Here is a 20,926-nt window from a genome sequence, read left to right as displayed (position 1 = left end):
ACGTCCCGGCGTTCGACTCGAGGCCGACGCCCTCGACGTAGTTGAACGTGCGGGGGAACGGGAGCCGCCGCCTTCCATGGCGATGGTCCGTCGCCGGTCGACCGGACGGGAGACCGGCCGGAGGTCCCGGCGACCTCGCGGCGCGGACGGCTCCCGCGGGATGGCGGCCGGTCACCCGTCGATGGCGGCGGCAGTCATCGTCGCTAACGCCCGATAATAGGGCTCGCGCGTTTCTCGCTCGACGTCGTCGAGGAACTCCTCGATCCACAGCCGAGGATGCTCGTCGAGAAACCGTTCGCACGTCTCCGGGTCCTCCCGTTCGAGGAGATACGCGGCGAACTCGAGTTCGGTCGCGATGTGGTCGGGCAGGTCCGGCCACTCCGGCTCGAGTCCGAGCCCGTACGACCGGTACCACGTGACGACGGCGCGCGTCGACGGCCCGAGCACCGCGTCGTCCCCATCCCGATAGAGGCTCTCGTAGGGCGGACACGCGGGTTCGGCCGGACCGACGAACAGCCGCGCGTACTCGACGCGGAGGTCCTCGACCGAGGTCTCGGCCACCTCGGGTTCGATCCGTTCGAACGTCCCGTCCGACACCGCCGCGAGGAGGTCCGCGGTCGGCTGTCGCCAGCAGCGAGCCAGTACCGAGTACCCACCCGCCAGTCGACCGCGGTCGTCGCCCTCGAGCATCGAGTTACGCATCGCCGGCCACCTCCGCATCGGCTCCGCCGTCGGTCGCGACGGGGTCGGCCGTCGTTGCAGTCGTCTCGTCCCGCTCGGCGCTGACGGGGGTGCGATCGTTGGGCTGGATCGGAACGAACCGAAGGCCGAGCGTCACGATCAGCGCGCCCACGGCGACGAGGCCGACTGCGACCGCCAGCTCGACGATCGTGGGGGTGTAGCTGCCGGTCGTCGCCCAGATATCCGCCTCGAGTCCGGTGTAGTCGGTTCCGGTCGTCACGCCGGGTGCGGCGTCGATGTTCAGGTCGTGGTACCCGGTAAATATCAGGTACACGCCCTCGAAGAGGATACCGACGATCGCCGCGACGCTGGCCACGAAGACCGCTTTGATCCGACGCCGGAGGGACGGCACGGCGAGCAACGCGATCGGAAGCACGCCGCCGATGAGCGTCCACAGCCAGAAGTGGATGGTATCCCCGACGAGGAACGCGCGGGTGATCGACCAGAACTCGAAGTGCGCCGCCCACGCGTGGGGGAGTCGTTCTGCCGCGACCAGGTAGATGACGTGGACGGCCACGAAGATACCCAGCAATTTCCCGAGTTCAGGCACCAGTTCCCGCGGGAACCGAAACCGCGTGAACCGGTCGACGAGGATGCCGGTCACCAGCAACAGCGCCAGTCCCGACACCAACGCTTTCATGATGAACATCGGCGCGACCAGCGGATTGAACCAGTCGCCACGGCCGATCTGGGTCGCGAAGATCCAGCCGGTCACCGAGTGCAATCCGACCGCAAGCGGCATCGCGATCGCCGCCGCCCAGAAGGCGAATTTGCGGTCGCGTTCCCGGCCCGCGGGCGTGTCCTCGACGCCGAACGCCAGCCATGACCCCATCTTCGCGAAGTCCCGTCTGGTTAGCAACCAGAGATACCCCACGTTGAACAGCCCGTAGAGGAGCACGATCCCGAAGTCCCAGACCATCGGCGAGCGGGGGTCCGGCGATGTCAGGAAGCCGGTCACTCGGCTCGGGCTCCCGAGGTCCGGCAGAATCAACAGCCCGGCGACGACGATACACCCCAGGCTCAACAGCACGCCCAGCGCGGCCAGGCTGTCGTACCGCTTCGAGTGGAAGAACTTCGGCGCGCTCGAGATGATCAGCCCTCCCGCCGAGAGGCCGATGAACAGGACGAACAGCATGATGTACAGTCCCCAGGAGAAGACGTTGTCCATCCCGGTGACCGCAAGCCCCTGCCGGAGCTGATACGCCCAGGCACCGAGCCCGGCCACGATCAGAACGCCCAGCAGGGCGAGCCAGGCTTTGCCCCGCGTTCCGAAGCGAGGAACGACGACGCCGGCGTCCGACGCGGCACTCATTGGCCGTCACCTCCGTCGGTCGCGACGCCGTTCGGGTTCCCGACGGCTTTCTTCTCGGTACCTTCGAGTTCGTTGCCGCTTCGCGTTCGGCCGGGACTCATCTCGCCGCGGATGTAGTAGGTGTTCGGATCGGTCTCGAGTTCGTCGAGGAGCTGCTCGGTTTCGTATTTCTCGACGTACCGCGAGGCGGTACTCTCCTCGTCATCGAGATCGCCGAAGATACGGGCATCGGCCGGGCACGCAACCGTACAAGCCGGGTCGAGATCCTCCTCCACCCGGTGACTACAGAAGGTACACTTCTCGACGACGCCTTGCTTGCGCTCCTCGACGTTGCCGGTCCCGTCGGTGGGCAGCGTCTTGGGCTCGTCGAAGTTGAACACCCGCGCGTTGTACGGACAGGCGCTCATACAGTACCGACAGCCCATACACTTGTCGTAGTCGATCTCGACGATGCCGTCGTCGCGTTTGTAGGTCGCGTTGACCGGACAGACCTTGACGCACGGAGCGTTGTCGCAGTGCTGGCACGCAAGCGGCAGATGGTTCATCGAGAGCGTCCCGTCGCGTCCGTTTTCCGGGTACGAGCCCTCGGGTGTGTCCATCGCGTCGCCGCCTTCCGTGAGGATGCGGTTCCACTGTTTGTCGAGCGAGACGTTGTTCTCCTGGCTGCAACTCACCGCACACGCGTTACAGCCGATACACCGCTCGAGGTCGATTACCATGCCGTAGTCGGTCATCAGTTGTCACCTCCGTTCGGGTACCCCTCGAGCCAGTCGGCCGACTCGGGGGCCGTGTATTTGCTCGTATCGATGGTTTCCGGTGCGGGTTCGACGTCCGCTCGAACGTCGTAGAACGCGAATGTCGGGGCCAGATCGTTGACCTCCATGTGGGTGAGATCCTGATGGCTCCCGTGGACGTAGTCGTCCGTCCACCAGCCTTGATCGATGTTGATCAGTCCGGGTCGCATCCCTTCGTTGTAGCTGGCGCGGACGACCACCTCCCCGCGGTCGTTGTAGACGCGGACGTAGTCGCCGTCGTCGATCCCCCGCTCTCTCGCATCCGACGGATGGATGTCGAGGGTCGGTTCCGCGTTGAACTTCCGGACCATCGCGTTGTCCGCCCACTGGGAGTGGATCCGCCACTTGGAGTGTTTCTGCATGAAGAGCAGCGGATACTCGTCGGCGAGGTCGTGATCGGTGGCGGTTCTGTCCTCGATCGGCCGCGGGAGGTCAAGCACCGTTCCGTCGTCCTCGACGGGGTGATCCTCGTCGTAGAGCTCGATCCGTCCGGTATCGGTCGGGAACGGATCGGTGTACTTGATCCCTGCCGCTTCGTCCTCGACGCGAACGTTCCCCTTCCGACGGAGTTCGTCGAAGTCGAACCGATCGTCGTTCGACGCGATCTTCCTGAGTTCGGCGCGCTTGTCGTCGAGGAACAGGTCGTCGTACCCGAGTTTGTCCGCCAACTCCGCGATGATGTGGTAGTCGTCCCGCGCATCCCAGAGCGGCTCGTGTGCCTTCGTCCGGTGTGAGATGTGCGGATGTGACCCCCACGCGTCGGTGATGTCCTCCCGTTCGAACCAGTGGGCCGCCGGCAGGATGATATCCGCGTGCTGGACCGTCGGCGTGCGATGGAAGTCCGCCATCGCGAACATGTCGACGTTCTCGAGGAGGTCGTGCCAGCGCTGGCGGTTCGGGAACTGGTTGGCCAGCATGTTCGACTCCATCCCGTAGATCGCCTTGATGGGGAACGGCTCGCCGTCCTCGAGCGCGGCGGGCACTTCGTGCATGGACAGCGACTGCGTTCCCGGCGCGCCGTCCGGGGAGCCGTACTCGCCGCTGTTTAGCGTCGTCCCGGCGGGGTGCTGGGCGTGGATCGTGCCCGACTTCCCGTAATCCCCCGTCAGCGCCAGTAAGATGGCGTAGGTCTGGCCGAAGACGTGCCCGTACTTGTACCGGCCGAGCGCGTAGCTCGGCGCGATCCCTCCCGGACCGCGGGTCGCGAGCCATCGGGCCGCGGTTTTGATGTCGGCCGGGTCGAGGTCGGCGACCGACGCGACCGTCTCCGGCGAGTAGTCCGCGACGTGGTCCTCGAGCAGCGACAGCCCGGTCGTCGCCCGGATGCCGTCAACCTCGTACTCGCCGAACAGTTCGATCTCCGCGTACGTGTCGGGCTCGAGCGGCACCGGCTCGCCGGTTTCGGCGTGGATACCGACGACCCGATCGTCGTCGGCGTCGCCCTCGAGATCCCGCATCCGAAGCATCTCGTCGGTGTCGTCGCGGACGAGCGCACCCGCGGTCGTTCGCTCGCGAAGGAACGCGTCGTCGTAGGACCCGTCGGCGAGGACAGTATGAATCATCGCGAGCGCGAGGTGGGTGTCCTTCCCCGGTTTGATCGGCAGCCAGAGGTCCGCTTTCGACGCCGTCGTCGTGTATACCGGATCGACGACGACCAGTTTGGCACCGCTTTCGATCGCGTCGAGGACTTTCGAGGCGTCGTTCTGGAACTGACTCTTGAAGAGATCGGAGCCCCAGACGATGATCGTGTTGGCGTTGACCCAGTCGGCGGACTCGTTCGTCGGCGGGAGGAAGAACCCGTGTCCGGTGATCCGGTTGAATCCGACGCCGACGTTCGAGTCGATCGACCAACTCTGTTGGGTCCCGCCGAACATCGACGCCAGGCGACCGAAGAGCGTGGTACCCATGCCGTTGTCCCCGGACCCGGTATGGAAGAACACGCTCTCCGGTCCGTACTCCGACCGGACGCGGCGCATCTCGTCGGCGACGTACTGCAGCGCGTCGTCCCACGAGACCTGCTCGAATCGGGCGTCCTCGCCGCGGCCGCCCGGATTGGGAGCGCCGGGTTCCCAGTCGGCCCGTACCATCGGGTACTTCAGGCGCTTCGGACTGTACACGCGCTGGACGTGTGACTGGCCGAGGAGACATCCCCGTCGATACCGTTCGTCGTCGGTCATCTGCGGTTCGACGAACTTGATCTGTCCGTCCCTGACGTGAACGTTGAGGGGACACTTGCCCCGACAGTTCGGCGCACACGCCGTATTGAGGACCTGCGTTTCGTCGAACAGGCCCTCGACCGCAGCGTCCGTCTCGTCCCGCGTGAGCGATTGGAGGGCGCTGTGCCCGCCAAGCCCCAGCATGCCGGCTGCTGCCCCGGCCGAGAGGAGCACGGACCGCCGACTCACGCCGACCCCGTCCTGCTCACTCATCGGCATCACCCGTTTCTATCGGCCGGTCGTCGACGCCGAACTCCTCGAGAACGGCGTCGTGGTACTTCTCGTGGAACTCCGCCTCCGTCATGCGGCCGGTGCTGACCCGGACCGCGTCCCTGCTCATCTCCTTGCCGAGCTTCGGATCATAGGGACTGTCCGCGAGGAGTTCGTCGGCCGTCTCCTCCCAGACCGCTGCATCGATACCGACCGACTCGTCGTCGATCATCCGCGTCTCGTCTGAGTTTCCCATCGTGATCCCTCCACGTTCGGCTACGAGCCGCGAGGCCGAGCCCTCACGGGCAAATAGTTTCGTCCTTTATAAGCAGCGTCGTGATCGCCGATGCCGACCTCGGCTTGGTCGACGCCGATATTCCCGCGCAACAATCCCGCTACCCTTCGAGAAGGTCGAGCAACAGTTTCGATTCGGCAGCGCTGAGTCGCTGTGAGAGCGCCGACTTCGAAATCCCGAGTCGGGACGCCAGCGCCTCGAACTCGATCCCCCGCGGATCGTCGTAGTAGCCGGCTTCGATCGCCCGCGTCAGGGTCTCCTCTTCGCGCTCGGTCAGCAGCGCGAGATCGACGGTTCGAACGTCGGTCACTTCGTCCGTGTCGGACGTCGTGAGTCGCCGCAACGAGACGTGGCCGACGACATCGCGTAACTCCTCGATCAACTGCTGTAACGTGTCGCGGTCCGGCAGATACGTCGTCACCACCGTCGTGCCGTCCTCGACCGCTCCGAACAGTGGGACACACTGATGGCGACGAAAGACCGCACACGGACAGGAGTTGTCGACGGTGGTTTCCGTCTGCGTGACCCCCGTCGCCTTCGTCCCAGTATCCGACAGGACGTAGCACGTGTCGTTCATGATCTGATGCCGGACCATCGGCTCCTCCTGAGTCCCCTCGAGAATGCAGTCCGTTCCGGTGAGATCGAGTCGGATTTCGGCACGGATCTCCCGTTCGTCACCCGGTGTCCCAACGGTCGTCCCGTCTTCCTTTGCGTTCATAACTAGTGTTCGGAACATCGGGGACAAGAGTCCGCTCGGAGTTCTCAGACGCCAAGAACCATCGGAAGCGTCCCCGTCGTCACGCCGCGACGCCCCCTCCTGCGAGCGCGACGGCGTCGTATGCTGAGTCGACGTGCGGGCGACGCCGGACCGGCGGCTATTCAAGTCCCGACGGGCTACGGACACCCATGGAGGACGTTACGGACGCTGGAATCTACGCGCGGGAATCGCCGTATCTCGACCGGTACATCCAGCTCGGTGTCGCCAGCGGACGGGTGCTGAGCGTTTCGTTTCCGGACCGTCCAGCCGACGACGCCGAGGACGACCACCCCGTTCTCGATCGGATCTTCGAATATCTCGATGGTCTCGAGGAGATCACCTTCGAGGACGTGCAGGTCGCGATGACCATGCCGACAGACCGGCGGGCGGTCCTCGAAGGGGTCCAGGGGATTCCCTACGGCGACCAGATCTCCGTCGAGACGCTCGCCCGGATGACGTCCGGGCTCGATCACGAGGCCGAGGACGACATCATCCTCGTCCGGACCGCGCTCGCCGAGAACCCCGCGCCGCTTTTACTCCCGGATCACCGCGTGCGTGACGGCCCAAGCGCCGCGCCGCCGGACGTCGAACAGAAGCTGCGATCGCTCGAGGGACTGTAGCGGGCGGTCGTTCTCAAAACCCCGACCGGTCGACCGTTTCCGGCGCTTCGAACGCGGTCGCCAGCTCGAGCAGCTGGACCAGAATCCGGCCGGTCGCACCCCAGACGGTGTAGCCGTTCACACGGAAGTAGTGGATGACGATGTCGCCGTAGTAGGGATGGGAGCGGCGCTCGTACTCGTAGTTGTCCGGATCGAGCAGTCCCGACAGCGGGAGGACGACGATCTCGGCGACTTCGCTTTCGTCGCGGACGTACTCCCGGTCGGGGACGTGGGCGACGAACGGCGTCACGGCGTACTCGGTGACGGTCCGGATATCGTCGAGTTGCCCGACCACTTCGGCTTCGCGTCGCTCGAGGCCGATCTCCTCGTTGGCCTCTCGGAGCGCCGTCTCGAGGATCGTCTCGTCTTCGGGCTCCGCGCCGCCGCCGGGAAAACTCATCTGTCCGGGGTGCTCGCCGAGGTGGTCGGCTCGCCGGGTAAAGAGCAGGGCGTCCTCGCCGTCGCGGTCGACGATCGGCGCGAGAACGGCCGCGTCGTACTCCTGATCGCCGATCTCGGTCGGCTCGTAGCTCGCGACCGGATCGAGCACCAGTCTCCGGTCGGTCATTCCTCGAGCGCGTCCTCCAGCCGCCGTCGTTCGTCCGTGAGATCGACCGGTGCCCACGCTTCGATGTCGTAGCTCACGTCGATCATGGTCTTGATCCGTTCCGTCTCGCCCGCGGCGACGGCCTCGTCGGCGACCTCGAGCACGCGCTCGCGGGCCGTCTCCCCTAGCGCCTCGCGATCGGGGGCTCGCGGCTCGATATCGAGGATATGTGGGACGTCTTCCGCGTGCTCCGGCACCGTCGGAAACGCCGTCGGGCCGGCGACCAGCAGCGCCTCGCCGTCCGCGTCGGGTGCGTACCGAACGAGCGCGAACGACTCGACTGCCTCGTCGATGGCCGCCGCGAGGGCCGCGTCTTCGACGGTCCGTCCGTCGGCCCGGTAGGCGGCCTCGGCGAGCGCCCGCTCGAGTTCCGCGCGGGTCAACCCGCCGAAGAGGTCGACCACGCCGGCCAGTTCGTCGGCGGTCGCGTCCATACGCTGCCCAACGGCCGATGGCGGGATTAGTCTTGCGAGCCAACGCGGTGCTCCCGCCAGGGGCGGGCGGCCGCGAGCACGTCGGCCGGCTCGAACGGGGCGTCGGTCCACCGCGGCAGGCGCGTGTCCGGCCCCGGCGGTGCGATCGAGTCGGCATAGCGCGACACCTGCTCCCGCTCGTCCGCGGGGTCGTACGCCAGACCGTTGAACGCCGCGTCGGCGCGGTACTGGTCGATCAACTCGTCACCGGCGGCCCGGTATCGCTCGGGGAGGGTCTCGTACGCGGGGTCGACGCCGTGCTCTTCTACCACCCCCAGGAGGGTGGCCGCCACTTCCCGGCTCATCCCCTCGAGTCCGGTGTCGCCGGTGACCGCGCGGTGGTCGTGTTCGTGGCGACCGAGGTCGACCTGTGCGGAGCCGTCGAAGCCGGCGATCTCGTAGGCATCGCCGAGCGTGCCGACCTCGAGTCCCCACGCACGCGGTGCGCGAAGCCGCCGGGCGAGGTGGGCACTCGCGGCGAACTCGCCGGCGAGCGCGTACCGGAACGCGCCGAGGTAGTCGACGATCGGCGCGTCGCGGGCGTCGGCCAGGGCTCGAAGCAACGGCTCGTAGAACAGTCGGCAGAGCCGCCCATAGAGCCGGTCACCTTCGACGCGCGCGTAGTATCCCTTTGCAAAGTCGAAGTCCATCGTCAGCGGTGCGAGCAGGCGCTGGACGTGTGCGGCCTCGTAGCTGCGCGCGTCGGCGTCGTGGACGACGACCGCGTCGGCGACGTCCGCGGCGGGACCGAGGGCGAGCCAGACGTCCCGTCCCTTTCCGAGCCCGCCGTCCAACCCGGCATCGGCGAGCACGGCATCGACGGTCGGCGCGTTACACCACAGGACCCGGGTCGGCAGGGCGAACGAACCGAGCCAGTCTCGAAACGGTCCGATTCGGTCGGCGTCGGCCCTGACGGGGACGAAAACCGCCGCGGGTGCCGGCTCGAGGCGCTCGAGTTCCGCGAGGACGCGCTCGGCGGCGGGGCTCTCGTACTCGCGGCCGGTCATCGGGACGACGACGGCCGTCTCGGCGACCGCAGCGGCGGCCTCGCGAGCGAGGTCGCCACCCATCCCCACGTCCTCGCCGTCGAACTCGTGGAGCGTAGCGATCCGCTCCTGGACGTACTCCATCGGTGGGGTCTTCGAGCGGACCGGTAAAACGGCCACGGATGCGGCCAGATAAACCGTCGGCGGGACCGGGTCGAGGGACGGAATGCCACCGAACGCGGAGCCGAGTCGAGACCGGCTAAAGCACCGGTCTTTTTCTTCCCCTCCTGCCTACAGGGCGAACATGAACTCAGTCCGGAAGGCGCTTCGCGCCGGCGACCTCGAGAAGGATACGTACGATCGGCTCGTCTGTGGCGAGTGCAAGAAGCCGCTAAAGACCGAAAACGACCCGGACGAGATCAAGACGGTTCGTATCTGTCCGGACTGCGGCGCGGAGTGGAAGGAGATCCGCTAGGCGGGAGCACGGCCGTTGCTTGCGCGCCCCCTCGAAGACCGGGCGAGAACGGCGTGCGATCAGTAGCCGCGACGGCGTTCCGACGACGAGATCCCGTGCGCGACAGCAACGGAACGGTATCGGACACCCGCTCGCACGACAGCGTTGCAACCAGTGTGTAACTCGGTTCAGTCTCTCCTATCGCTGCTCGGCGCGGCCGGCTAGCGCTCGCCCGCCATCGCGGAGAAGAGTCGCTCCTCGAACTCGGTACGGCTGATCCCGTCGGAGGGTCCGATTCCGTTCATGTGGTCGACCGAGAGCTGACCGCCACCCATCCGGGCGTGGCCGCCGGCGCTGGCCATCGGAATGTCGTTGATGGCGTGGCGCAGCGTCTCACCCATGTGGACCCGGTCGTCGCGGGACCGGCCGGAGAGGTGGATCGTCCCGTCGTGTTCGCCGTAGACGACGACGGCCGTGACGCCCTCGAGGTGCATGAGTTCGTCCGCGGCCTGGGGAACTGCGTCGACGTTACCGATCTCGCCGACATCGCAGACCGCGAAGGGGCCCTCGATTCGCTTCTCGGTGATCGCCGTCGCCTTGACCTGTAAGACGTCGTCGCTGACCTGCGGATTGGCGATCCGGTCGAGCAGGTCCTCGTCGATCCCCGAGAACAGCGCGGCGCAGGCGTCGAACTCGACCCGGGAGCAACCGTTGGTCAGGTGGTTCGTGTCGGATTGAATGCCGTAGAGCAGCCCTGTCGCGAGCTCCGGCGATACCTGAACGTCGCCCGAGCCGTCCTCGTCGGCCATCGACGCGCCGATATCCGTCAAGTACTCGACGATGATCGTCGACGCCGCGCCGTAGTCGGTCCGGACGTCGGTAAACTGCGTCCCGGCTCCGTTGCCGGGATGGTGGTCGACGACTGCGATCGGCTCGACGGTCTGGGCTCCAGTAAAGCCCCGCGGCGTGTTGTGATCGACCAGGACGACCGGGTCGGTGGCGAGTTGGGAACTCGCCTCGATCGACTCGAGGTCCAGATCGAGGACGGTCCGGAACGCGCGGTTTTCCTGATGGCGGATCTCGCCGGAGTACTGCAGCGTCGCGTCGGTATCGACCGAGTCAGCGATCCGCGCGACGCCCATCGCACACGACATCGCGTCCGGATCGGGATTCGGATGCATCAACACCGTCACCGCGTCGTGTGCGGCGAGCATGCGCCGAAGGCGTGCACCCGGCGGACGACGGAACCAACGAACCGCCCACCACCCACCGAGGACGAGGCCGACGACGGCGAGCACCAGAAGCGAGAGAACGAGCGGCTCGAGGGACCGGATCGAGTCGGCAACCGACTCGGTGACGAGCGGGGTCGCCCCGACGACGGGACCGTCGGTCGGGACGCTCCGAGAGCTCATATCGGGTGATCAAATCGAACCACCAAGAAATTTCCCCCGATTCCACGGGTCGCAGCGACACTCATCAGCCGTCGAACCAGTCGGGCCTCGAGCCATCGAAACGGTGCACACGCCGCTCGAACGCTTTGGATCGGGTGTACGCCGGACCGATCAGCCCTTCCGATAGGTCTCGATCGCGTCGCGGTACCCTTCTCGGTACGTGGGGAAGTCGAACTCGTAGTCCAGCGCCCGGAGCTTCTCGTTCGAACAGCGCTTGCTCGTCAGGATTCGTCGACGGCCCGCCTCGGAGAGGTCGTCGTCCGCGAGCCGGTCGGCTTTCGTCCGCTTCGGCGGACGCTCGACGTCACACGCGTCGGCCAGCCAGTCCGCGAACGCCCACTTCGAGGCCGGCTCGTCGTCGACCACCTGAACGACCTCGCCGCGAGCGAGAGCCTCCTCGAGCAGGTGGCGAACCGCACCCGCGGCGTCGTCCCGGTGGACCATGTTCAGATACCCCTCGGTGACGGGTCCGTCGAGGTAGCGCTCGAGCCGGTACCGGCCGGGGCCGTACAGCCCGGCATAGCGCGCCACGGTCCCGTCGATGCCGTACTCGGGAGGCAGATCGAGCGCGAGTCGCTCGGCGTCGACGAGCACCGCGGTCTTTTCCGTGGTGGGCTCGAGCGGCGTCTCCTCGTCGACCCAGTCGCCGTCGTGGTCGCCGTGGACACCGGTCGAGGAGGTGTACACGAGCCTGTCGGGTGCGTTCTCGCGTTCCCCGAACGCTTCGATCGCCGTCCGTAGCCCGTCGACGTACACGTCCCGGGCGGCCTCGGCACCCCGTCCGCCGCTACTCGCGGCGAAGACGAGCGCGTCGACGTCCGGAACCGCCGCGAGCGCCCCCCGATCGGTAATATCCGCCCGCATCCCCTCGAAGCCGGCGGCAGCGATCCGTTCGACCCCCTCTTCGGACCGTCGAACGCCGATCGGCTCGTGGCCTCGCGAGGCGAGCTGTCGGCCGAGCTCGATGCCGACGTACCCGCAGCCGAGAATTGCAACCTTCATAGCCCGACTCGTGGCCGAATCTATATAATGCCCCCGCTCGAGACGATGCTCTCTCCCGTTCAGTGGTGATCGCCGCCCGAATCGGCGGCTGGGCGGTGGGCGGGTTCGGCACCGCCGACCAGCCGACGCGGGTGAGCCGGCGGGACGACCCGTCGCTCCGAAGTCAGGGCGCGCCGTCCGCGATCACGTACTGGATGTGGACGAACTCCCCGAACGACATGGGTGCTCGCCCTTCGATCTTCTGGTGGATTTCCTTTGCATCCAGGTCGATCTCGAGGTGACTCTCGACCGCGTCGACGTCGAGGACCGCCGTCGACATGCCCAATAGCAGGTGTTCCAGCGCCATCGTCACGATCGTCTCCGGGTCGGGCGCACCCTCCTCGAGCGACTGAACCCGGGCGGCCTGTTCGAGGGTCAACGCGGGGGAGTCGCCCGCGGCTATCGCCTCGAGCGTCTCCCGCTCGAGGTCGGTGTCGTCGGTGATGGCCTCGGGGCCGCGCTCATCGACGATCGCTGCGAAATCGGCCTCGTACTCGGCCCGGAGGTCGGCGGGCGAGTCAGGAACGGTCATCCGCTGTTCGTAGAACATATGCGAAGGGACGGGAATGGCGTAGAAAGATATTGTGACATTCCCGTTGGGTCTGTGCCGCCGTAACCGAGCGGCCGGCGCTCCGATATCGATGACGGATGGCGGTCGGTCGGCGGGCCGATGCGACCCCGCAGCCGTCGTTACTCTTCGCCGCCCGTGACGGCCGCCGTTCCGTCGGTCGTCGATGCGGCCTCACGGGGCTCCGCTCGAGTTTCGGATGTCATTTGCCAGCCGGTCACGCCCATCAGGAGGAGCACGAGCGGCGACAGGAAGCCGAAGAAGTAGTACGGCGCGTACGACAGCGTCGGGACGCCCAGCGTTCCGGCCATGAACAGGCCGCCGCTCGACCACGGGATGAGGACCGCGGTCGTCGTGCCCGACGCTTCGACGGCACGCGAGAGGTTCTCCATCTTCAGCCCCTGTTCGCGGTAGAGGTTTCGAAGGGACATCCCGGGGACGACGATGCTGATGTACTGTTCGGCCGCGAGGACGTTCATCGAAATCGCGGAGACGATGGTGACGCCAGTGAGACTCGCCTCGCCGCGACTCAGGCGGCCGAGGTGGTGTGCGAGAACCGCCAGCACGCCGGCGCGCTCGAGTATCCCCCCGAGCGAGAGCGCGGCGATCGCGATGGTGACGATCCACGCACCGCCGAGCAGGCCGTCGCTCTGGAGCAGTCCGCTTACCAGTTCCATCCCGGTCTCGGGAGCCGTTCCGGACTGTGCGACGGTCCACGCCGCGGCGAACCCGGTCCCCTGAATGCCGACGGAAGTGAGAACGCCGGCGAACACGCCGACGCCGAGCGCCGGCAGCGCCGGGAGGCCGTAGATGGCCAGTCCGAACGTCAGCACCAGCGGCACGAAGACGAGCGGTGTCACGACGTACGTCCCCTGGATGGCACCCTGAATCTCCGCGACCCGTCCGGCGGGAATCGTCCCGGAGGCACGGAGGCCGAGGATGGCATAGAGCGCGACGGAGAGGCTGAACGCGATGAGCGTCCCGAACCGCATCGCGTTGATGTGATCGTAGAGGTCGGTGCTCGTCACGGCAGCCGCGAGGTTCGTCGTGTCCGAGAGCGGGGACTGCTTGTCCCCGGTGTATGCGCCGGTCAGAATGGCACCGGCCGTCATCGGCATCGGAATGCCGAGCCCGGCTCCGATACCGATGAACGCGACGCCGAGCGTCCCCGCGGTCGTCCACGACGAGCCGACGGCGAACGTGACGATCGCCGCCAGGATCGCGGTCATCGGCAGGAAGATCGCCGGCGTGAGCAGTTCGAGCCCGTAGTACATCAGCCCCGGAATCGTTCCCGCCTGAATCCACGTGGCGATAAGCGCGTAGACGACGAACATGATGAGGATGACCTGCATCCCCATGAGGAGGCTATCCGTGATCCCGTCGTACAGGTCGTTCCACGACAGGCCGAGGTGGTATCGGGCGAACAGCCCGGTAAACGCGATCCCCCAAAAGAGCGGGAACTGCGGGTCAAGCTCGAGCAGGACGATCCCGACGCTGAGGAATCCGAGCATCGCCACGACGGGCACGAGCGCCGCAAGCAACGACGGCCGTTTCTCGGGATCGATATCCTCGAACAGCTGCGGCTCGAGCGCTACCATCGGGTCACCTCGAGCCCGATCCGGTCGCGACCGAGTCGAGCCCACGACGGGACCCGCTGCCGACGTGCAACCGGTCGATCGGTGTCGTCAGTGCCTCCCGCGTCGGAAACGGCGTCCACGCGGTCGGGCCGTCCCGTGGACAGTCCCGCCCCAAGCCGGGGTGTCCGTCGTCTCGGTGTCTCGGTTCGATGCTGGGCGCGCGTCGGGTGGATGATCCTCGCTACCATGTAAACAACACTCGTGGTTCACTCCAAGTAGTACTGGTTTCCATACGGTCAACTGTTTATATGCCGACTGTCAGTGCGGCGCGTTCGTCCCGACGAATCCGGTCCGGTTGTATATCGGTTTCCGTTCCGCGCTCGCTGTCGCGCTACGTGACAGTCCGTGTCGACATACTGTCGGCATACGAGAGCACTGCGAGTGGCGTTGCAGTCGGCACACAAAAGCGTCCGAACCGCGTCACCGCACTCGCGATCGCGCTCCAAACCAGGAAAAAACAAGCGTCGAAACGCGCGATGGGCCGGGACGGCGTCCGATGGGAGCGTCCGACGGGAGCGCCGCTGATCTCACGCCACGCCGTCGTCGAGGTTCCGTTCGATGGCCGCGAGCAACTCGTCGGAACGGATCAGGTCCGCCATCGTCTCGATGTCGCGGTGGATGGGACGATCCGTCTCGAGGTGCGGGACGTGGTCGCGGATGGTTCGGTGGGCGGCCCGCGTCCCGACGCCGGGAACGCGGTCGTCGATGAAGTCGAGCGCTTGGGCGGCACAGGCCAGTTCGATGCCGACCACACGTATCGTCCGATCGACGGCGTCGCTGGCGACGTGAGCGCTCTGGGCGCTCATACTCACGTGATCCTCCTGGTTGCCGCTCACCGGGACGCTGTCCGTCGACGGGCGTCCCTGCGTCTGGATCGTGCTGACGAGGTCCGCGGCCGTATACTGGGCGATCATGTAGCCCGACTCGAGGCCGCTGTCGGTGGTCAGGAACGGCGGTAAGTGCGGCTCCTGGACGTTCGGATTGAGCAGTCGATCGACCCGCCGTTCCGCGATCGACGCCAGGTTCGCGAGGGCGCTCGTCACGTAATCCAGCCGCAACGCAAGCGGCTGGCCGTGGAAGTTCCCACCGGACAGCACCGCCGCCCGATCCGTGCCGCTCGCTCGCTCGTCGGCCTCGTCGGCGGGGAAGACGAGCGGGTTGTCCGTCGCACTGTTGAGTTCCGTCTCGATGGCCGACCGAAGGTGGCGAATCGCGTCGCGGACGGCCCCGTGAACTTGCGGGAGACACCGGATCGAGTAGGCGTCCTGGACCCGGTCGCAGTTCCGGTGCGATTCGACGATTTCGGAGTCGCGCGTCAGCCGGCGGATGTTCGCCGCGCTTGTGGCCTGCCCTTGATGCGGGCGAACGCGCTGGATGCTGGCGTGGGCGCTCGCCGTGGTGCTCATCGTCGCCTCCGTCGTCATCGCCCCGGCGACGTCCGCCATCCGCATCGCCCGCTCGGCATCGCGGACGACGAGCGCGCCGATCGCGACGGTTAGCTGCGTCCCGTTGATCAGTGCCAACCCTTCCTTCGGCCGGAGATCGAGCGGCTCGAGGCCGACGCGGGCCAGTGCCTCGTCGCCGGCGAGGCGGTCGCCGTCGACGAGTGCTTCGCCCTCCCCGATGACGACGAGTGCGAGGTGTGCGAGGGGCGCGAGATCGCCGCTCGCACCCAGACTGCCTTTGGCCTTTACCACGGGGTGAACGCCGTTGTTGAGCATGCCGACGAGGAGATCCACGACGCATTCGCGGACGCCGCTGTACCCCGCGACGAGCGCGTTGAGGCGCGTCACGAGCATCGCCCGAATCTCCGGTCGCTCGAGGTCGCGCCCGGTGCCCGCGGCGTGACTTCGAACGAGGTTGTGCTGGAGGGCTTCGATCTCGTCGTCCGGAATTCGTTCCTGTACGAGTTCGCCGAACCCGGTGTTGACGCCGTAGACTGCCTGTCCGGAGTCGACAATGTCGACGATCCGCTCGCGGGACGCGCGGACTCGTTGCCGCGCCGATTCGGGAACCGAGACGGTGGCTCCCTCGCGGGCGACGCGTTCGACATCTGCGGGTGTCAGCGACGTTCCGTCAACGACGACCGATCGATCACTCACGGTGGACCACCTCGCCATCTTTCACGACGGTTTGGACAGTCGAGACACCGAAATTGTACGGGAGATGCTGGTGGTCGGCGACGTTCGCGACGACCAGATCGCCCGGCGCGCCCTCACACAGCGTCCCCGTTCCGTCCGTGCGATCGATGGCAGCGGCGGCGGTGCTGGTCGCACTGCGGATCGCCGCGGCCGGTCCCATTCGCATCCCATTGCACGCGAGGTCGATAGCGAACTCCATGCTCTGTGAGTAGCAGTTCGGGTTGAAATCCGTTGCAATCGCCACCGGTACATCGGCCGCCTCGAAGGCAGCCGCGTCCGCGTACTCGGCTCCGAGCGAGAACGCCGTCCCCGGGAGCAGGACGGGTGTGACGCCTGCGTCACCCAACGCCTCGATATCGTCGTCGGTCGCCTGCAACAGGTGATCGGCGCTCGTCGCGTCCAGAGAGGCAGCTAGTTGGGAGCCGCCGAGTCGCTCGAACTCTTCGGCGTGGATCTTCGCCGACAGTCCCGCCCCCTGTCCGGCCTCAAGGACGCGGCGGGACTGTGCGACCGAGAAGACGCCCGCTTCACAGAAGACGTCACAGAACTCGGCGAGGCCGGCGTCCGCGACCGCCGGCAGTTGGTCTTCGACGACCCGATCCACGTAGTCGTCGGCCGCCATCCCTTCAGGAACGGCGTGGGCCCCCATGAACGTCGGGACCACGTCGATCGGGTGTCGCTCGTCCGCGATCGCGATCGCCTCGAGCAGTTTCAGTTCGGTCTCGACGTCGAGCCCGTAACCGGATTTCACTTCGGCCGTCGTCGTTCCGTGGGCGAGCATGACATCGAGCTGTGCCACGAGGGTCTCGACGAGTTGCTCGCGGGACGCCTCGCGCGTCGACCGAACCGTCCGTAGAATGCCACCGCCGTCCTCGAGGAGCTCCTGATACGACGCGCCCTCGAGCTTCGCAGTGAACTCGTCGGCACGGGTCCCGCCGAAGACGGCGTGCGTGTGTGGATCGACGAACCCCGGCAGTATCGTCTGCCCGGTCGCATCGATGCTATTCGCTGCGTTTTCCGGCGGATACGCACGGGTGACTTCGTCTGTCGATCCCGTTGCGACCACGATGCCATCGTCGATCGCGACGGCCCCGTTCGCCGTCGTCTCGAGGGGGTCGTTTTCGGTCGGCGTCGCGAGCTCGGCGGCGTTGTACACGACGAGATCGGTCATGCTGCCCACCCCGCGAGAGCGTGTGCGACGGTCCGCGACGCGGCGTCAACGGTTCGCCCGCCCTCGTCGAGCGGCGGCGCGCATTCGACGACCTCGAAGCCGGCGAGACGGTCGTCGGCCGCGATGCGACTGACGAGATCGAATAGCTCCCGCGGCAACAACCCGCCGGGCGTCGGGGCGCTGACACCGCAGTAGGGTGCGTCGAGAACGTCGATGTCGACGCTACAGTAGAGCCGGTCGACGCCCTCGAGTGCCGATAACGCTCGATCGACAGCGTCGGCGGGATCGGTTGCCGCCTCCGTCGCGGTGACGACCGCGCCGCCGCGCTCGCGGACGAACTCGTGGTAGGCCGTACTCGTCTCGAAATGGCGCGCACCGAGACACGCGTAGCCGTCCAGCCCGGCCTCGTGTAACTGGCGATAGGGCGTCCCGCTGGTCGGGCCGTCCCCTGTCTCGCGGACGTCGAGGTGGGCGTCGATGTTGACGACGCCGACGCTGGCGTCTTCGAGAAGCGGGGCGACGTTCGGGTAGGTCAGCGAGTTGTCACCGCCGAGGAACACCGGCAAAGCTTCGCGTTCGTGTACCGCCGCCGCGCGCTCGCGGACCGCCCGCTGGACATCGGCGACGGAGCCGTCGGGAATCGGCATGTCCCCGAGGTCGGCGACGCTCCGAATGGGGCCACTCCCGAAATGGTGGGTCTTGACCCCTGAGAGCGATTCCCTGAGCGCACGGGGACCCGCAGCCGCCCCGGTTCGGGAGATGACCGCACCGTCGTACGGCTCGCCGACGAGGACGGCATCGAACGAGTCCGCCTCCTCGAGCGTCGTCGCGGTAACGACGTCGCCGAACTGCTCGTCGACGGGGTCCGACGATGTCCCTGACCACGTCGGTGGGTCGATGAACGAACTCATTCGTCCTCCTGCATCGGGACGTGGACGTTCGAATCCGCGGCCTCCTCGAGCGCTTCGTCGTAGCCGGCGTCGGCGTGGCGGATGACACCCATCCCGGGGTCGGTGGTAAACACGCGCCGGGCCTTCCGTGCAGCGAGGTCCGACCCGTCGAGGACGACGTGATTGTTGGTGTGTAAAGAGTTCCCGATCCCGACGCCGCCGCCGTCGTGGACGCTGACGATGTCCGCACCGGCAGCGCAGTTGAGCAAGGCGTTGAGCACCGGCCAGTCGGCGACGGCGTCCGAGCCGTCGCGCATGGCCTCGGTTTCCCGGTTCGGACTGGCGACGCTGCCCGCGTCGAGGTGGTCGCGCGTGACGACGACCGGGGCCGAAATCTCGCCGTCTGCGACGAGGTCGTTGATGTGTAACGCGAACCGTGCGCGTTCGGTCAGCCCGTCGTCGGCCTGATACCCCAGCCAGCAGACGCGGCTGGGAAGCCCCTGGAACGAGACCTGTTCCTGCGCGAGATCGATCCAGCGATGGAGTTGCTCCTTGTCCGGGAACAGCTCCTTGACGGCCTCGTCGGTCCGATGGATGTCCGACTCGTCCCCGGAAAGGGCGACCCAGCGGAACGGTCCCTTGCCGCGGCAGAACAACGGCCGAACGTATGCCGGCACGAACCCCGGGAAGTCGAATGCGGTGTCGAGCCCGCGATGTGTTTCGACCTGACCGCGGATGTTGTTCCCGTACTCGAACGCCACCGCGCCTCGGTCCTGCATCGCCAGAATCCCCTCGACGTGGCGCTCCATCGTGTCGAGGCTCTCGGCGACGTACCGTTCGGGATCGGACTCGCGGAGCGCATCGGCCTCGTCGACGGTGTAGCCGCTCGGATAATACCCCTCGAGTTCGTCGTGGGCACTCGTCTGATCGGTGACGATCTCCGGGACGAACCCCCGCTCGAGGAACCCGTCGAACATCTCCGCCGCGTTCATATGGAGCGCGATCGAGCGCGGTTCGCCGGCCGCCGCGGCGTCGCGGGCCAGTTCGATCGCCTCGTCGATGTCGTCGGTCTTCTCCATGCAGTAGTCCGTCTCGAGTCGCCGGTCGATGCGCCGCTCGTCGACTTCGGCTGCGATACAGACGCCGTGGTTCATCGTCACGGCGAGTGGCTGTGCACCGCCCATCCCGCCGAGGCCGGCGGTGGCGGTGATGGTCCCGCGGAGTCCCTCGCGGTCGGGGAAGTGCTGGCGTGCGACCTCGGCCAGCGTCTCGAAGGTCCCCTGGATGATCCCCTGCGTGCCGATGTAGGCCCACGAACCCGCGGTCATCTGCCCGTACATGATGAGCCCCTTCGACTCGAGTTCGTGGAAGTGCTCCCAGTCGTCCCAGTTCCCGACGAGGTTCGAGTTCGCGATCAACACGCGCGGCGCACGGTCGTGCGTTCGAAAGCGCCCGACGGGTTTCCCCGACTGGACGAGCAACGTTTCGTCGTCGTCGAGGTCCCGGAGTTCGTCGAGGATCGCGTCGTACGCGTCCCAACTCCGCGCGGCGCGGCCGGTCCCGCCGTAGACGACGAGGTCCTCCGGCTCTTCTGCGACCTCGGGGTCGAGGTTGTTGTTGAGCAATCGCAGAGCGGCCTCCTGTCGCCACCCCTCACACTCGATGTCGGTCCCCGTCGGAGACCCCTGGTATTCGCGCCAGTCCGACGACGGCTCGCCGATTTCGTGACCGGAATCGTCTCGTGTCATGCGTCTAGCTCTCACGCTAGCGAACGTGAAATCCTGTCACTCTCCCTTTGGCCAATATTTTTTAAGGAAACCGGGCGAACGTGCCCTATGTACAAGGCGGTATTTCGGATCGAGAGCGACGATCCGTACTCGAGTTCGACGGCGAACAACGAGACGAGCATCGAGTTGTGGTGTAACGATCACTGTGACCTGCTCCACGTGACCGGGGACCAGCAAGCCGACGTGGAGGCTCAGGTGGCCGCGGAGGTCGGGGTTCGACAGCGGATCGAAAACGGCAGCGATCGGACGATCGTCACGGAGTCGTGTCTGAAACAGTACGGTGACGACTATATCGAAGCGCCGCTTGCCGCCAACGATTGTCTACTCTTGCCGCCGTTACGGTACGAGAGCGGGGCAAAGGTCGTTCGCGTCCTCGCGCTCACCGCATCGAACCTGACCGCCTTCTACAGCGACATCGCGGCCGACTCGACCGTGACCGTCGAGTCGAAAAAAGAACTGCAAACCGTTCGATCCGAGACGCCGGTCCTTTCGGTCGACTCCTTTCTGCCGACGCTCTCCGACCGCCAGCGCGAGGTGTTCCTGGCCGCCTACGAGTGGGGATACTACGAAATCCCGCGCGGGACGACGACGGCCGACATCGCGGACGCGCTGGATCTCAGCCGTCGGACCGTCGACCATCACCTCAGACGCGCCGAGGAAAAGATCGCGGACGCGTTCGCCGCGTATCTCTAGATGAGTCCGAGCGGTCGGGTCCGTTCACCGCTGCCGAACTCAT

The 20,926-nt window shown here is 66.6% G+C and carries 20 protein-coding genes; 3 read left to right on the top strand and 17 right to left on the bottom strand.

Features of this window, described 5'->3' with window-relative positions:
• Positions 1-171: 171 nt before the first annotated feature.
• From FGF80_RS14870 to FGF80_RS14845, 6 genes are all read right to left on the bottom strand, one after another.
• Complete coding sequence (locus FGF80_RS14870) at positions 172-702, bottom strand: TorD/DmsD family molecular chaperone (RefSeq protein ID WP_006186415.1); 531 nt, start codon at positions 700-702, stop codon at positions 172-174.
• Positions 695-2,053 carry an NrfD/PsrC family molybdoenzyme membrane anchor subunit gene (gene nrfD / locus FGF80_RS14865; protein ID WP_006186414.1) on the bottom strand — a complete coding sequence of 453 codons (1,359 nt, stop codon included), beginning with the start codon at positions 2,051-2,053 and terminating at the stop codon, positions 695-697. Before nrfD ends, FGF80_RS14870 begins: the two co-directional genes overlap by 8 nt.
• Positions 2,050-2,787, bottom strand: a complete 738-nt coding sequence (gene dsrO / locus FGF80_RS14860; RefSeq protein WP_006186413.1) for a sulfate reduction electron transfer complex DsrMKJOP subunit DsrO — start codon at positions 2,785-2,787, stop codon at positions 2,050-2,052. The genes nrfD and dsrO overlap by 4 nt, the downstream gene beginning before the upstream one ends.
• A complete protein-coding gene (locus FGF80_RS14855) occupies positions 2,787-5,282 on the bottom strand; it encodes a molybdopterin-dependent oxidoreductase (protein WP_006186412.1) in 2,496 nt (831 codons plus the stop codon). Before FGF80_RS14855 ends, dsrO begins: the two co-directional genes overlap by 1 nt.
• Positions 5,269-5,529, bottom strand: a complete 261-nt coding sequence (locus FGF80_RS14850; protein ID WP_006186411.1) for a 4Fe-4S ferredoxin N-terminal domain-containing protein — start codon at positions 5,527-5,529, stop codon at positions 5,269-5,271. Before FGF80_RS14850 ends, FGF80_RS14855 begins: the two co-directional genes overlap by 14 nt.
• 139 nt (positions 5,530-5,668) lie before the next feature.
• The gene (locus tag FGF80_RS14845; RefSeq protein ID WP_138654887.1) at positions 5,669-6,286 is read right to left on the bottom strand and encodes a helix-turn-helix domain-containing protein; all 618 of its coding nucleotides are present in this window, start codon (positions 6,284-6,286) and stop codon (positions 5,669-5,671) included.
• Between the two features lie 188 nt (positions 6,287-6,474).
• On the opposite strand from FGF80_RS14845, the gene FGF80_RS14840 reads away from it, so the two are divergent.
• Entirely contained in the window at positions 6,475-6,945 is a 471-nt protein-coding gene (locus FGF80_RS14840) for an MGMT family protein (RefSeq protein ID WP_138654885.1), read from the top strand.
• A 13-nt stretch (positions 6,946-6,958) separates the two neighbouring features.
• Here FGF80_RS14840 and FGF80_RS14835 read toward each other — a convergent pair whose 3' ends face one another.
• Genes FGF80_RS14835 through FGF80_RS14825 form a run of 3 tightly spaced genes read right to left on the bottom strand, consistent with a single transcriptional unit; the run spans position 6,959 to position 9,194 of the window.
• Positions 6,959-7,552, bottom strand: a complete 594-nt coding sequence (locus FGF80_RS14835; protein WP_006186408.1) for an NUDIX hydrolase — start codon at positions 7,550-7,552, stop codon at positions 6,959-6,961.
• A complete protein-coding gene (locus FGF80_RS14830; RefSeq protein ID WP_006186407.1) occupies positions 7,549-8,025 on the bottom strand; it encodes a DUF7109 family protein in 477 nt (158 codons plus the stop codon). The genes FGF80_RS14835 and FGF80_RS14830 overlap by 4 nt, the downstream gene beginning before the upstream one ends.
• A gap of 26 nt (positions 8,026-8,051) precedes the next feature.
• On the bottom strand, positions 8,052-9,194 hold the full coding sequence (locus tag FGF80_RS14825) for a glycosyltransferase family protein (protein ID WP_138654883.1): 1,143 nt from the start codon (positions 9,192-9,194) through the stop codon (positions 8,052-8,054).
• Between the two features lie 160 nt (positions 9,195-9,354).
• Between FGF80_RS14825 and FGF80_RS19300 the strand changes: the two genes are divergently transcribed.
• Complete coding sequence (locus FGF80_RS19300) at positions 9,355-9,525, top strand: HVO_0758 family zinc finger protein (protein WP_006186405.1); 171 nt, start codon at positions 9,355-9,357, stop codon at positions 9,523-9,525.
• A gap of 200 nt (positions 9,526-9,725) precedes the next feature.
• Here FGF80_RS19300 and FGF80_RS14820 read toward each other — a convergent pair whose 3' ends face one another.
• From FGF80_RS14820 to hutU, 8 genes are all read right to left on the bottom strand, one after another.
• Positions 9,726-10,916: a DHH family phosphoesterase gene (locus tag FGF80_RS14820; protein ID WP_138654881.1), complete on the bottom strand. Its 1,191-nt coding sequence runs from the start codon at positions 10,914-10,916 to the stop codon at positions 9,726-9,728.
• A gap of 150 nt (positions 10,917-11,066) precedes the next feature.
• Positions 11,067-11,957 carry an SDR family oxidoreductase gene (locus tag FGF80_RS14815; RefSeq protein WP_138654879.1) on the bottom strand — a complete coding sequence of 297 codons (891 nt, stop codon included), beginning with the start codon at positions 11,955-11,957 and terminating at the stop codon, positions 11,067-11,069.
• Between the two features lie 163 nt (positions 11,958-12,120).
• Positions 12,121-12,546 (bottom strand): DUF5791 family protein, encoded by a 426-nt coding sequence (locus tag FGF80_RS14810; protein WP_138654877.1) that lies wholly within the window; start codon positions 12,544-12,546, stop codon positions 12,121-12,123.
• A 140-nt stretch (positions 12,547-12,686) separates the two neighbouring features.
• Positions 12,687-14,162 carry an arginine/ornithine antiporter ArcD gene (gene arcD / locus FGF80_RS14805; protein ID WP_138654875.1) on the bottom strand — a complete coding sequence of 492 codons (1,476 nt, stop codon included), beginning with the start codon at positions 14,160-14,162 and terminating at the stop codon, positions 12,687-12,689.
• A 566-nt stretch (positions 14,163-14,728) separates the two neighbouring features.
• Positions 14,729-16,303 (bottom strand): histidine ammonia-lyase, encoded by a 1,575-nt coding sequence (gene hutH, locus FGF80_RS14800; RefSeq protein ID WP_006186401.1) that lies wholly within the window; start codon positions 16,301-16,303, stop codon positions 14,729-14,731.
• Complete coding sequence (gene hutI / locus FGF80_RS14795) at positions 16,296-17,513, bottom strand: imidazolonepropionase (RefSeq protein ID WP_138654873.1); 1,218 nt, start codon at positions 17,511-17,513, stop codon at positions 16,296-16,298. The genes hutH and hutI overlap by 8 nt, the downstream gene beginning before the upstream one ends.
• Positions 17,510-18,424 (bottom strand): formimidoylglutamase, encoded by a 915-nt coding sequence (gene hutG, locus FGF80_RS14790; RefSeq protein WP_138654871.1) that lies wholly within the window; start codon positions 18,422-18,424, stop codon positions 17,510-17,512. Before hutG ends, hutI begins: the two co-directional genes overlap by 4 nt.
• Complete coding sequence (hutU, locus tag FGF80_RS14785; protein WP_006186398.1) at positions 18,421-20,151, bottom strand: urocanate hydratase; 1,731 nt, start codon at positions 20,149-20,151, stop codon at positions 18,421-18,423. The genes hutG and hutU overlap by 4 nt, the downstream gene beginning before the upstream one ends.
• A gap of 87 nt (positions 20,152-20,238) precedes the next feature.
• Here hutU and FGF80_RS14780 point away from each other — a divergent pair, with 87 nt between their 5' ends.
• Positions 20,239-20,883, top strand: a complete 645-nt coding sequence (locus FGF80_RS14780; RefSeq protein WP_006186397.1) for a helix-turn-helix domain-containing protein — start codon at positions 20,239-20,241, stop codon at positions 20,881-20,883.
• The last annotated feature ends 43 nt before the right edge of the window (positions 20,884-20,926 follow it).

Origin of the sequence: Natrinema pallidum (assembly GCF_005890195.1) — an archaeon.
Lineage (GTDB): Archaea > Halobacteriota > Halobacteria > Halobacteriales > Natrialbaceae > Natrinema > Natrinema pallidum.
The sequence above is the reverse complement of the archived record's forward strand: the minus strand, read 5'-3'. Positions and strand labels throughout refer to the sequence as shown.